General features: G+C 67.8%; 10 protein-coding genes and 1 riboswitch. Of the genes, 5 read left to right on the top strand and 5 right to left on the bottom strand.

The genetic code is table 11. The annotated features are described in order from the left end of the window. Position 1 precedes the first annotated feature (1 nt). A complete protein-coding gene (locus AC1D2F_RS10285; protein ID WP_229992673.1) occupies positions 2 to 832 on the bottom strand; it encodes an SDR family oxidoreductase in 831 nt (276 codons plus the stop codon). A 275-nt stretch (positions 833 to 1,107) separates the two neighbouring features. Here AC1D2F_RS10285 and AC1D2F_RS10280 point away from each other — a divergent pair, with 275 nt between their 5' ends. Then, entirely contained in the window at positions 1,108 to 1,344 is a 237-nt protein-coding gene (locus AC1D2F_RS10280; RefSeq protein WP_229992672.1) for a Rossmann-fold NAD(P)-binding domain-containing protein, read from the top strand. Between the two features lie 281 nt (positions 1,345 to 1,625). Here the strand turns inward: AC1D2F_RS10280 and AC1D2F_RS10275 are convergent, their stop codons facing one another. Both AC1D2F_RS10275 and AC1D2F_RS10270 read right to left on the bottom strand, forming a co-directional pair. After that, positions 1,626 to 3,230, bottom strand: coding sequence for a hypothetical protein (locus AC1D2F_RS10275; RefSeq protein ID WP_476966669.1), 1,605 nt, complete (start codon positions 3,228 to 3,230; stop codon positions 1,626 to 1,628). A 271-nt stretch (positions 3,231 to 3,501) separates the two neighbouring features. Beyond that, positions 3,502 to 4,752, bottom strand: coding sequence for an MFS transporter (locus tag AC1D2F_RS10270; protein WP_229992670.1), 1,251 nt, complete (start codon positions 4,750 to 4,752; stop codon positions 3,502 to 3,504). A 250-nt stretch (positions 4,753 to 5,002) separates the two neighbouring features. Here AC1D2F_RS10270 and AC1D2F_RS10265 point away from each other — a divergent pair, with 250 nt between their 5' ends. Then, positions 5,003 to 6,370, top strand: coding sequence for an ammonium transporter (locus tag AC1D2F_RS10265; RefSeq protein WP_476966668.1), 1,368 nt, complete (start codon positions 5,003 to 5,005; stop codon positions 6,368 to 6,370). Beyond that, the gene (locus AC1D2F_RS10260; RefSeq protein ID WP_028276847.1) at positions 6,367 to 6,705 is read left to right on the top strand and encodes a P-II family nitrogen regulator; all 339 of its coding nucleotides are present in this window, start codon (positions 6,367 to 6,369) and stop codon (positions 6,703 to 6,705) included. Before AC1D2F_RS10265 ends, AC1D2F_RS10260 begins: the two co-directional genes overlap by 4 nt. A 126-nt stretch (positions 6,706 to 6,831) precedes the next feature. Here AC1D2F_RS10260 and AC1D2F_RS10255 read toward each other — a convergent pair whose 3' ends face one another. Continuing rightward, positions 6,832 to 8,220: a glucose-6-phosphate dehydrogenase gene (locus tag AC1D2F_RS10255; RefSeq protein ID WP_229992668.1), complete on the bottom strand. Its 1,389-nt coding sequence runs from the start codon at positions 8,218 to 8,220 to the stop codon at positions 6,832 to 6,834. 152 nt (positions 8,221 to 8,372) lie between these two features. On the opposite strand from AC1D2F_RS10255, the gene ffh reads away from it, so the two are divergent. Together ffh and AC1D2F_RS10245 are read left to right on the top strand one after the other, a co-directional pair. Beyond that, a complete protein-coding gene (ffh, locus tag AC1D2F_RS10250; RefSeq protein WP_229992667.1) occupies positions 8,373 to 9,956 on the top strand; it encodes a signal recognition particle protein in 1,584 nt (527 codons plus the stop codon). A gap of 70 nt (positions 9,957 to 10,026) precedes the next feature. Continuing rightward, positions 10,027 to 10,761: an alpha/beta fold hydrolase gene (locus AC1D2F_RS10245; protein ID WP_229992666.1), complete on the top strand. Its 735-nt coding sequence runs from the start codon at positions 10,027 to 10,029 to the stop codon at positions 10,759 to 10,761. Here AC1D2F_RS10245 and thiC read toward each other — a convergent pair. Next, positions 10,758 to 12,593: a phosphomethylpyrimidine synthase ThiC gene (gene thiC / locus AC1D2F_RS10240; RefSeq protein WP_476966667.1), complete on the bottom strand. Its 1,836-nt coding sequence runs from the start codon at positions 12,591 to 12,593 to the stop codon at positions 10,758 to 10,760. The genes AC1D2F_RS10245 and thiC overlap by 4 nt on opposite strands. Continuing rightward, a riboswitch (TPP riboswitch) is annotated at positions 12,589 to 12,697 on the bottom strand. Its footprint overlaps the gene before it by 5 nt. Position 12,698: the final 1 nt, after the last annotated feature.

Here is a 12,698-nt window from a genome sequence, read left to right as displayed (position 1 = left end):
CTTAACTCTGCCGCGCCTCTTCCGCGCGCATGGCGGCGATGACGCCGCCATCGATCAGGAGGTCGGCTCCGGTGATGAAGCCGCCCTCTGGCCCCAGCAGGAGGGCTCCCGCTTCGGCGACGTCGGTGGGGGTGCCGATGCGCCCGGCAGCCGACGTCGCGATCATGTGGCGGTAGCCGTCGCCGTCAGGACCGGCCATTTCTTCCTGGGCCAGCGGCGTGGAGATAATGCCGGGACTTATTGAATTAACGCGTGCTCCGCGCTCTCCCCAGGTGACAGCCGCGGCCTGCACGCGCACCGTATTGGCACGCTTGGCCAGGATGTACGCATCCCGGGAGGTCCCCGCTGCCGCGGGCGCCAAGGACGCCAGGGCCAGCAGGTCCGACGCCGGGGTGAAGGCCCACGCACGCTCGACCTCGTGCGGAAATCCGTCGCCCATGTGACCGGCCATGCTGGAGATGACGACGCCGGAGCCCCCGGACGCGATGACGCGGCCGAATTCTTCGAGGACGAGCGCGGTGCCGAGCAGGTCGACTTCCAGGACCCTCTGAGTCGTCGCCTGAACGGGTGAGACGCCGGCTGCGTGCACCACGCGGGTGACCGGTCCCATCGCCGCGGCCGCGTCGGCCAGAGCGGCCACCGCGGCGCGGTCGGAGACGTCGGTGACCTGGGTAGCCACGTCGTAGCCTTCGTTTCGGAGCTGCTCGGCGACAGTAGTCATGGTCGTCTCGTTGTAATCGGCCAGCAGGATGGTGCGGCCGACGCCGGCGCGTCGGACGATCGCGAGACCAATGCTGCCGGTGCCGATGAGGACTGCAGTTTCCTTGTTCATATTCTGTGTTTCCTTCTGCTGGTGTGCGGCTTGTCGAGACACCAGATTTTCGTGTGGGGGAACGGGAGCGGTTCGTGTGAACCCGGGTGACGGCGCCGGCGGGCCGGTGTGGTCCGGGACCAGCGTCGGAAAGCCGACGGGAGGTACAGGGCCGTTCTGGCCCGCCCACTCTCATGCGCCTCTCTATCCAGCTAATCGCGCATCACCCGGGTGAGGAAGTGCCCGTTGATCCACGTACTGGCAGGTCCCCCCGCGGCAACACTCGGCGGGCTCTCGTGCGCGGCGCATCCCGCGCAGGCCGGTTCGACGCCGCCGCACTGAAGGTTGTGGGCGAGCTGACCCGGGCGGCGACTCTCGCGGACGCGGTCGCCGGCATCGATGCGGTCATCTTCACCCAGGGCTCCGCCTACGGCGACGCCACAGCGGCAGAAGCCGGATTCCTCCCCTCGCTCCGGGAAGTCCACCTGCCCCCGGAGGTTGTGCTGCTGGTCTTTCTGCCGCCCTGCGCCTGAGGCTGCTCGCCCGCAAACGAGCATCCGTCGTCCGGCTCCGCGACGAACGCCGGATCGACGACACCGTGCTCCGCCAAGTGCAGGCCGACCTGGACATTGAGGAGGTGCGCCTCTCCCGGCGCGAAGTCGTCGACTGAGGCAGTGGCTTGAGAAATCTTCGTTAAACACGACACGGTCATTGCAACTCCCAAGAATTCTGGGTGTTGCAATGACCGCTGGAACCGACGGACAGGACCGGGGCACTCTCTTTTGCCGCTGGGACGGGCTAGTACGTCAAGCGGCTAGTACTTGAAGTTCAGGACCGTCACTGTTCCGGCGGTCAGCTTGAACTGCTGCGCCGGGGACTTGTACGCGAAGCCGGGAACCGTGGCGCGCTGGGCGAGGGGCTTGGGCTCGGTCTTGGCGCCGTCGATGACGGTCTGGTCCTCGGCTGAGTAGCTGGGGCCGCTGAGCTGCGTCATGGTCCCGGTTACCGGCCTGCCCGGCAGGTTCAGGGTGACGAGAGTCTGCGCGGCCTTTTCGGGGTCGTTTTCATTCACGATCACGACACTCGTGCTGCCGTCCGCGTTCTGCAGCGCGTAGCTGAAGGCCAGCCCGCCTCCTGCGCTGTTCAGTTTCATGAACTTGCCGGCCTCGAGCTCGGCCACCATGGAGATGCCGAAGAAGTTGGCACGGCCGGACATCTGGCCGTTGCCGAACGGGTAGGCGCCGGCACTGCAGATGGCGGACAGGGGCGGGCCGCCCTTGCATGTGAGCAGCGAGCTGTGGAAACCGATCCGGGTAATGCCCAGCTGGGCGGCGTTGAGGGCATAATCAGCCGCCCACAGCGCCGAGGCATGCGTGCGCGAGGTCTCGTTCGAGCCCRGGCAGGCCGCGATCCCGGTCTCCGGGAGCCAGGTCTCCAGGCCCGCTGCCTGGCCGACCTTGAGGGCAGACTGCTGGTAGTCGGCGGCACGGTCGTGCATCAGTTGGCTCATCAGGTTGGCAATGGTGGGCGAGCCCTTGGGATCACTGCCGTCACAGCTGTAGAGCGGGTAGTTGTGGAACGTCAGGATCTTCTTCTGCGGGATGTCCGCATCGACGAAGGGCTGCCACCACTTCTGGTCGTAGGCGCCCGGGCCGGAGATGGGCACGTTGGGGGCCACGGCATAGATCGCGTTGGCGTAGTCCTTCAGTTCCCGGACGTACTGCTCCAGGCTGTAGCCACTGCCGGTCTTGACGTCGTTGAAGACGAAGCCGTTGGGCTCGTTGCCCACCGTGATGCTGAGCAGCCGGTCGCCGAAGATCTCCGAGGCGTTTTTGACCATGTCCGCTGCCCGGGCCGGGTTGTAGTGGCCCAGGTCCACCGTGAGGCTGACCTTGGCGTCGCCGGCCTCAAGCAGGGTCTTGAGCCGGGCAAGGTCTGCCGGGCCCACGGCCTTGACCGGGTGGGTCTTGTCTCCCTTGTAGTCGGAGGGGACACCCTCGCCGGTGGAGGTCCAGAAGAAGCGGCGGTCCACGGCGTTGCCGCCGAAGCGCAGGACGGGCTGGTCGATCTCCGTCAGGAGCTTGACCATCGACGCGTTGTCGCTGCTGAGGTCCGGATCGGCCAGATCCGTGGCCTCGAGGGAGATTCCGGTCAGGCCCTTGTTCAGGGAGGTGCCCACGAGGTCGTTGGAGACGTCGACGTTGAGGGGCTCAACCTTCTCCAGCGGTGACCCGGCCGGCGGGCCCGGCTGCGCGTAATAGGTGACAGGGGGGCCCACCTCAGCCGCGGTGGGCGCCGGTGCCGCCGACTGGGCGGTCTTGGAAGCGGCCGGCGGGGCCGGCGTCGGGGAGCCGAGCGCGAGGGGAATCAGGACGGCCGTTGCTGCGACGACGGCGACGATTCCGGCGCCGGCAACCATCCGTGCGCGCTTTCTTTTCCCCGTGTTCGTTGGATCGGCGGGGTCGGGGCTATCGGCTTTTCCTAGGGAAGAGTCGAATCTGGCCATGGGGGATTACCTCCGGAAGATTGTGGCACGTGCCCCCAGCTTAGCCAAGGGTGACGGCCTGCGCTGACCGGTAGGTCCTGAACGGGGTCCCGGTCACGGTCCCGGGCCAGGTCCGGGGAGGGGCCTGGACAAGGTCATTGACAGGACTGCACGCGCGGCGGACCGGCGGCGGCAACGCCGCAGGTCAGGCGCTCTTTGCTGCCGGCCGGGCGAACGTTTCGCGGGCCGGCAACCACACTGCGGCGGCGGCCAACAGCATGCCGCCGGTGACCCCGAAGGCCCAGCCGTAGCCCAGGCGGTCCGCCAGCAGCCCTGCCACCACCGGCCCGACGATCGCGCCGCTGTCTGAGGCCATCTGGAAGACGGCCAGGACGCGGCCACCGGAGCGCTCGTTGCCGATCACATCGGCGATCGCGGCCTGCTGGGCCGGTCCCAGCAGGCCGGAACCGATCCCGGCGCAAGCGGAGGCGAGCAGGAACCAGGGCAGCTGGTGCGTGAATCCGATGGCCGCCGTGGCAGTGCCAGTGACCAGCAGCCCGGCGAGTAGGAGCGGCTTGCGGCCAAGGCTGTCCGCGAGCCGGCCGGAGAACGTCAGCGCCACCGCGTTTCCGCCCGCGAAAACCGCCAGGGCCCAACCGGCCGATTCCGGACCCGCGCCGAGCGCCACGACGGCGAAGAGCGGCACTGTGGCCATCCGCACCCCGAAGGTGGCCCAGCCGTTGGCAAAGCTCGAAAACAGGCCGGCCCGGTAGGCGCTGTCCCGCAGCGCGTCGCGGAGTTCCATCGCCGGAGCCGTGGCGCCGGGCTGCCGGGCGGCGGCCGGGACATGGCTGAGCTGGGTCTGCACCACGAGGGCCGCCAGCACCAGGGCCGCCGCGTAGGCCAGGAACGGCACCCGCAGGCCGAAATTGGCGAGCAGCCCGCCGACGATCGGGCCGCAGACGTTTCCGATCAGGAAGGCGGAGGCATAGGCCCCCGAGACCCGGCCGCGGCTTTCCGGCGGCGCGAGCCGGACCACGAGTGCCATGGACGCCACAGTGAACATCACCGAACCGGCCCCGCCCAGGCCCCGGAAGACCAGCAATTGCCAGTAGTCCTGGGCGAAAGCGCAGGCGGCCGTCGACGCAGCCACGATCAGCAGCCCGGCCACGTAGACGGGCCGTTCGCCCAGCTTCACGATCAGGGCGCCGCCCGCCGGGGCGAAAACGAGCCGCATGAACGCGAAGATGCTCACGATCACGGCTGCCGCCGTCGCGCCGACGTCGAACGTGGTGGCGAACTGGGGAAGCACCGGTGCGACGAGGCCAAAGCCGATCGCGATCAGGAAGGCCGCCACCAGCATCACCTTGATGTCCCGCGGCAGCCGGGAACGCCCCGGGGCCGGCGCGGGCGCCTTGGCTGCGGCTTCGCCGCCGGGGCGGGAGGTTTTGCTCATGATGCGTTCGTCCTTGGGCAGATGCGGGGCCGGCTGGCGGCGGGGTCCTTCAAGCGCGGAATTGATTCGATGAAACATAACCGTAACAAGTGTGAGATGCACCATTTACGTCCGGGAGGTTCTTGTAACAACCCGGCAATGTAAATCCTCCGCCAGCGAAACACGGCCCCGCGAAACTCGATGTAGAACGCAAATAATGCGTTGGGACCGGCGGACTACTCCGCACCTATTGCAAGAGAGGACGTAGACCATGGAACTCACCGCAGGTCTCGTTTGGCTCCTGGTCGCCGCGGCACTCGTGCTGTTCATGACCCCGGGCCTGGCATTCTTCTACGGCGGCATGACTCGCGCCAAGTCGGCCTTGAACATGATGATGATGAGCTTCGTCGCCATTGGAACCGTGAGCATCATGTGGGTCCTGTGGGGCGCCTCGATGGCCACCAGCAACGAAGACAACTTCTACCAGATCTTCGCCAACCCGTTCAGCCACTTTGGCCTGCACGGCTTCACCGAACCGGCTGATCTGCTCAAGGTTGGCTACGCGGCCACCTTCGCCATCATCACGGTGGCCCTGATCTCCGGCGCGGTCGCCGACCGCGCCAAGTTCTCCGCCTGGGTGGTCTTCACCCCCATCTGGGCCACCCTCGTCTACGCGCCGCTGGCCTTCATGGTCTGGGGCGGCGGACTCTTCTCCGCCAGTGGCTGGTTCGGCCAGACGTTCGCGCCGGTCATCGACTTCGCCGGCGGCACCGTGGTCCACATCAACGCCGGTGTCGCGGGCCTGATCCTGGTCCTGATCATCGGTAACCGCAAGGGCTTCGGCAAGGACCCGAACCACCGCCCGCACAACATTCCGTTCGTCATGCTCGGCGCTGCAATCCTGTGGTTCGGCTGGTTCGGCTTCAACGCCGGTGCCGCTGCCACTGTGGAGCAGGCCGGCCTGATCTGGATCAACACCCTGGCCGCCCCGGCCGCCGCCATGCTCGGCTGGCTCGCGGTGGAACGCTTCCGCGACGGCCACCCGACCTCCCTCGGTGCCGCCTCCGGCGTGGTGGCCGGCCTGGTCGCCATCACCCCGGCTTGCGCCAACGTCTCCCCGCTGGGTGCGATCGCCCTCGGCGTCGCTGCCGGTGTGGCCTCCGCGCTCGCCGTCGGCCTGAAGTTCAAGTTCGGCTACGACGACTCGCTCGACGTCGTCGGCGTCCACCTCGTCGCCGGTGTTATCGGGACTGTGGCAATCGGCTTCCTCGCCACCCCGACCCAGGGCGCTGCGGGCCTGTTCTACGGCGGCGGCACCACGCAGCTGGTCGCCCAGAGCCTCGCGGCACTGATGGCCATCGTCTTCACCGCCGTGATGACGTTCATCATCGCCTTCCCGGTCCACAAGCTCATGGGCTTCCGTGTCTCCCAGGAACAGGAAGTCGTCGGCGTGGACCTGAGCCTGCACGCAGAGACCGCCTACGAGTTCGGCGTCGGCGGGCACGGCGGCAGTTTCCAGCCGCTGCACGAACTGATCACCGGCAAGCCGATGGGCGAAGCGGCAGTCGCCGAAGTGCCGGTGGACGCCGCGTCCAACGGCAAGCAGAACGCAACGGGTAAGGAAAGTGTGGGGGCATGAAACTGATCACGGCAATCGTCCGTCCGGAAAAGCTTGAGGCTATTCGCGAGGGCCTGGAGGCCTACGGCGTGCAGGGCCTCACGGTCAGCGCGGCCAGCGGCTACGGCCGGCAGCGCGGCTACACCGAGGTGTACCGCGGGGCCGAGTACAACGTGGACCTCCTGCCCAAGATCCGGGTAGAAGTCCTGGCCACCGACGAACAGGCGGACGACATCCTGGATGTCATCATCGCCAGTTCGAACACCGGCCGGGCCGGCGACGGCAAGGTCTGGACGATGGATGTGTTCGAGGCTGTCAGGGTCCGCACGGGAGAGCGCGGTTCGGCAGCGATCTAGCTGCTCCCCGCTCCGCACTACCGAAGCCGGTACTGACACAGCGGCACTGACACAGCGGGCCGGATGCCTGAGAGGCATCCGGCCCGCTTTTGTCGTCCCTGTTGCCTCGCCGGCGCTGCGCCAGTGCTACGCCGGCCAGCCCTCCGGTCCAGGGGTTCCGGCCTGATATTCCTCCAGCGGGACATGTCCGGCGGTCCAGGACTTCAGCACGGGCGCCAGGATGCGCCAGCAGTCCTCGGCGGTGTCCGCCCGCACCGAGAGCAGCGGATCGCCGGTCAGGACGCCCTCCAGCACTTCACCGTAGGGGAGGAGCTCGGAAGAGCTCAGCTCCGCCTGCAACGTGGCCCGGTCCAGGCTCAGCACATCGCCCGGGCCGTTCACGTCGACGTCGAACTGCAGGGTGTCCGGGCCAAAACCGATCCGCAGCTGGTTGGGGGCGTCCACGCCGGTGAACCCCTTCGGCAGGTGCGGCACCGGCCGGAAGGTCACCACGGCCTCCTTGCGTTTTTTGCCCAGCGCCTTGCCCGAGCGCAGGATGAACGGCACGCCCTGCCAGCGCCAGTTGTCGATCTCCACCTGCACCTCGGCGAGGGTCTCGGTGCCCCTGGACGCGTCCACGCCCTCCTCCCGGGCATAGTCCGGGATTTTCCGGCTGTTGATCGAACCGGCGGTGTACCGTGCCCGGCGGGTGTTTTGGCGGTACGGGGCCTTGATTCTGCTGGCCCGCAGCACGGTGGCCACGGCATCGCGGAGGTCGCGTTCGTCCACGGACGCGGGCGGCTCGATTGCCATGAGGGCCATGATCTGAAGCAGATGGCTCTGGATCATGTCGCGGAGGGCGCCGGCGCCGTCGTAGTAGCGGGCGCGTCCTTCGAGAGCGAGGTCCTCGTCGAAAATGATCTCGATCTTTTCGACGTGCTGCCGGTTCCACACCGGCTCCAGGAACGTGTTCGCGAAGCGCAGGCCAAGGATGTTCAGGACGGTTGCCTTGCCGAGGAAGTGGTCCACCCGATGGATGTGGTCCTCCGGGACCAGCGCGGCCAGTGTCTTGTTCAGATGCTGCGCGGACTGCTCATCCGAGCCGAACGGCTTCTCCATGACCAGCCGGGTGCCGGCGGGCACGTCCTCGGGAGCCAGCGCCTCGCACGCGCGCTGGCTGACACGCGGCGGCAGGGCGAAGTAGATGGCCACGGGGCCCTCCATCTGCGCCAGCAGCCCGGCGAGCTGGCCTTTGGCCGTGACATCGATTTGGTGGTAGCTGCTCTCCTGGCGGATCCGCTTGAGCTCCCGCTTGCCGTGGGCATCGGCCCGGGAGTTCTCGTCCGCAAAGGACTCCTCGATCCGGCCCAGCCACTGCTCCGGCGTCCAGGGGTCCGATCCCGCTCCGGCCAGGGTGAGGCCGTCGGCGCGGCCCCGGGCCACCAGGCGGGCCAGCCCTGGCAACAGGAGCCTGCCCGTCAGATCGCCTGAGGCGCCCAGGATGAGCAGGGTTTTTACAGTTGTTTGGCTGGTCACCTAAGCCAGCATGCCATCTTGAAGGCGCATCTTGGTACCCTAGATAGTCGAGTCCTGTTGTCGAGGCGGTTCGTCCAGGCGAACACCAGTCGCGACGCTGGCGTGCCGCACCGGCCGCCACCTGTAGATCCACTGAAAGAAGTGCACGGCGCGTGTTCAATTCACTCTCTGACCGGTTGACAGCAACCTTCAAGAATCTGCGTGGCAAAGGCCGCCTGACCGAGGCGGACGTTGACGCCACAGTCCGCGAGATCCGGCGTGCCCTCCTGGACGCCGATGTCGCCGTGCCCGTGGTCCGGGAGTTCACTGGCCGCGTGCGCGAGCGTGCCCTCGGCGCCGAGGTTTCCGGGGCGCTGAACCCGAGCCAGCAGATCGTCAAGATCGTCAACGAGGAGCTCGTGGAGATCCTCGGCGGCGAGACCCGCCGGATCCGCCTCGCCAAGACCGGACCCACCATCATCATGCTGGCCGGCCTGCAGGGCGCCGGCAAGACCACCCTGGCCGGCAAGCTCGCCAAGTGGCTCAAGTCCCAGGGCCACAGCCCCATGCTGGTGGCCTGCGACCTCCAGCGCCCCAACGCCGTCACCCAGCTGCAGGTGGTCGGCCAGCGCGCCGGCGTGCCCGTTTTCGCCCCGCACCCAGGCGCCACGTCCACCGAGCTGGACCACCCTGCCGGCGACCCGGTCGCCGTCGCCCGTGACGGCGTCGAGGAAGCCAAGCGCACCCTCCACGACGTCGTGATCGTGGACACCGCCGGCCGTCTCGGCGTCGACGCCGACATGATGGAGCAGGCGCGCCAGATCCGCCGCGCGATCGTCCCGAACGAAGTCCTGTTCGTGATCGACTCCATGATCGGCCAGGACGCCGTCAACACAGCCGTGGCCTTCGACGAGGGCGTCAACTTCACCGGCATCGTGCTCTCCAAGCTCGACGGCGACGCCCGCGGCGGTGCCGCGCTCTCCGTCGCATCGGTCACCGGCAAGCCGGTCATGTTCGCGTCCACCGGCGAAGGCGTGGACGACTTCGAGCTCTTCCACCCGGACCGCATGGCCTCGCGCATTCTCGACATGGGTGACGTCCTCACCCTGATCGAGCAGGCCGAGAAGTCCTGGGACAAGGATGAAGCCGCCCGGATGGCGAAGAAGTTCGCCGACCAGGAAGACTTCACCCTGGATGACTTCCTCGCCCAGATGCAGCAGATCCGCAACATGGGCTCCATGAAGAAAATGCTCATGATGATGCCGGGCGCGCAGAACATCCGCCAGCAGCTGGAGCAGTTCGACGAGCGCGAGATCGACCGTGTTGAGGCCATTGTCCGGTCCATGACCCCGCACGAGCGCGTTGCTCCGAAGATCATCAACGGCTCCCGCCGGGCCCGCATTGCCCGCGGTTCCGGCGTGCACGTCTCCGAGGTCAACGGACTGCTGGAGCGCTTTGCCCAGGCCCAGAAGATGATGAAGAAGATGGCCGCCGGCGGCGGGATGCCCGGAATGCCGGGGATGCCCGGCATGGGCGGCGGGGCGCGCAAGGGAGCCAAGCCCGCGCCCAAGAAGAAGGCCCGCTCCGGCAACCCGGCCAAGGCAGCGCAGGAACTGCGCGACGCCGAGGCCCGGCGTGCCGCCGGCTCCAAGGCCCTGCCCACCGGGGCATCGTTCGGCCAGCAGGGCGGCGACTTCGATCCGTCCCAGCTGAATTTGCCCAAGGGCTTCGACAAGTTCCTCGGCGGCAGCAAGTAGCCGCAGCTGCTAATGCCGCCGGGACTGTGTCGCCGGCGGCATCAGCACTGAAGTGCCATAGGGTTAGACAATGTTCAAGCAGCGCGTAGTCTTCGTCCACGGGGATGGCAGCTTCGGTGCCGCCGCGTGGCCAAAGCAGCACGGAATGGCGCTGGACTACGACGCCCTGTTCCTGCGGCGGCACGGGTTTGACGCCGTCGCGGAACCCCTCGAATCCAACTTCGCCGCCGACGCCGCAATTGTGCTCGCGTCGCTGGCAGACGACGGCCGCGGCGAGGCCGGCGGCCATGTGGTGGCCCATTCGCAGGGCGCGATCGCCGCGATGATGGCTGCCGTCGAGCGGCCCGACCTCGTCCAGTCGCTCACCCTGGTGGAACCGGCCTGCCTGTCCCTGACCGCGGAGCTTCCCGCCACCGCTGCGCACCGGGCGCTCATGCAGCCGCTCTTCGACGTCCGGCACAACCTCAGCGACGACGACTTCCAGCGGGAGTTCATCCGCCGCGCGTTTGCGGCCGACGCCCCGGGGGCCACGACGCCGGAGGCCCTCCGGGCGGCGCGCCGGCTCCGCCTGCAGGCGCCGCCGTGGGAAGCCCCGCTGCAGATCGTGCCGGGCGTGCCGACGCTGGTCCTGACCGGAGGCTGGGAACCGCTGTATGAGGAAATCGCCGGCTACCTGCGCGAGACCGGCGCCCTGCACCGCACGGCGCCGGGAGGGCACCGGCCCCAGGATTCAGCCGAGGGGGACCGGGCCATCCGCTCGTACATCGCCGAGGTTAGCCGGCACCAGCACGCCCGGGCGTCCTAGGAGGCTGCAGGTTCGCCTACGGCCGGTTCCGGCAGGTAGACCTTGCCGCCCGAGGCGAGGAACTCATTGCTCTTCGCCTGCATTCCGGCCGCCATCTGCGCCAGGGCCGCCTGCGAATCAGCTGAACCGTATTCGTCCCGGATGTCCTGGCTGATCCGCATCGAGCAGAACTTGGGACCGCACATCGAGCAGAAGTGGGCTGTCTTGGCCGGCTCCGCGGGAAGCGTCTCATCGTGGAAGGCCTCCGCCGTCACCGGGTCCAGGGACAGCGCGAACTGGTCCCGCCAGCGGAACTCAAACCGCGCCTTGGACAGGGCATCGTCGCGTTCGTGGGCGCCGGGGTGGCCCTTGGCGAGGTCGGCGGCGTGGGCCGCGATCTTGTAGGTGATCACGCCCGTCTTCACGTCGTCCTTGTTCGGCAGCCCGAGGTGTTCCTTGGGTGTCACGTAGCAGAGCATGGCGGTGCCGAAGCGGGCAATCTCCGTGGCGCCGATCGCCGAGGTGATGTGGTCATACCCCGGTGCGATATCGGTGACCAGCGGCCCGAGCGTATAGAACGGGGCGCCCTTGCAGAGTTCCTGCTGGCGCTCCACGTTTTCCCGGACGAGGTGGAAGGGCACATGTCCCGGGCCCTCCACCATGACCTGCACATCGAACTCCCAGGCCCGCTGCGTGAGCTCGGCCAGCGTGTCCAGCTCGGCGAACTGCGCCGCGTCGTTGGCATCCGCCGTCGCGCCGGGCCGCAGCCCGTCACCCAGGGAGAACGCGACGTCGTACTTCGCGAAGATCTCGCACAGCTCGTCGAAGTGGGTGTAGAGGAAGTTCTCCTGGTGGTGCGCCAGGCACCAGCCGGCCATGATGGAGCCGCCGCGGGAGACGATGCCGGTGACCCGGTTGGCTGTCAGGGGCACGTAGCGCAGCAGCACCCCGGCGTGGATGGTCATGTAGTCCACGCCCTGCTCGCACTGCTCGATCACGGTGTCCCGGAAGATCTCCCAGGTCAGGGCATTCGCCTCACCGTTGACCTTCTCCAGCGCCTGGTAGATCGGGACCGTGCCGATGGGGACGGGGGAGTTGCGGATGATCCATTCGCGTGTCGTGTGGATGTCGTCCCCGGTGGAGAGGTCCATGACCGTGTCCGCGCCCCACTGGGTGGCCCACTGGAGTTTGTCCACCTCCTCGGCGATGGAACTGGTCACGGCGGAGTTGCCGATATTGGCGTTGATTTTCACCAGGAACGCCTTGCCGATGATCATCGGCTCGGATTCGGGGTGGTTGACGTTGTTGGGAATGATCGCCCGCCCCGCGGCCACCTCGCTGCGGACCAGCTCCACATCGCAGTTCTCCCGCAGCGCGACGAACCGCATTTCCTGTGTGATGACACCGTCCCGGGCGTAGCGCATCTGCGTGACGGTCTTGCCCTCAACGGCGCGCCGCGGCACCGGCCGGCCGCCCCGCCACTCGGCCGACGCCGCACCCCGGCGCACCGCCGACTTGCCGTCGTCGAGCAGCTCCCGTTCCCGGCCGGCGTAGGTTTCGGTGTCCGCCCTGGCCTCAATCCAGGATGCCCGGAAGGGCTCCAGCCCGCGGACCGGATCGCTGCCGGGGCCGGCGGTGCGGTAGACCCGGAAGGGTGCGTTCCCGACGCCGCCCGGTGAGGGTTCCAGGRCAATCTCGGTCACCGGGACGCGGATGCCATGGTCCGGGTCCGTGGTGAAGGCCAGCGAGTGGGACTTCAGCGACTGCGTGGCGGCTGCAGGCTCATTTTGGGCTGACTCAATTTGGACGGGCTCGATTTGGGCAGGGCTGTGCTGGGTCAATTGGGTATTCACGAAAATACTCACTTCCTTCGCCGGCATTACCCGGACAGGTTCAACGGTCGCAGGCTGCGTCAGCCCGATCTCAGCCCCTGCAGGGGGCACCCGTGTGGTCGTAGA

It is taken from the genome of Arthrobacter sp. P1_B3, assembly GCF_056406615.1.
The sequence above is the reverse complement of the archived record's forward strand: the minus strand, read 5'-3'. Positions and strand labels throughout refer to the sequence as shown.

What these genes read in the sequence shown, in the direction of transcription:
- AC1D2F_RS10285 (WP_229992673.1), bottom strand. Translation starts at nt 832, where the DNA reads ATGAACAAGGAAACTGCAGTCCTCATCGGCACCGGCAGCATTGGTCTC.
- AC1D2F_RS10270 (WP_229992670.1), bottom strand. Translation starts at nt 4,752, where the DNA reads ATGAGCAAAACCTCCCGCCCCGGCGGCGAAGCCGCAGCCAAGGCGCCC.
- AC1D2F_RS10265 (WP_476966668.1), top strand. Translation starts at nt 5,003, where the DNA reads ATGGAACTCACCGCAGGTCTCGTTTGGCTCCTGGTCGCCGCGGCACTC.
- AC1D2F_RS10260 (WP_028276847.1), top strand. Translation starts at nt 6,367, where the DNA reads ATGAAACTGATCACGGCAATCGTCCGTCCGGAAAAGCTTGAGGCTATT.
- AC1D2F_RS10245 (WP_229992666.1), top strand. Translation starts at nt 10,027, where the DNA reads ATGTTCAAGCAGCGCGTAGTCTTCGTCCACGGGGATGGCAGCTTCGGT.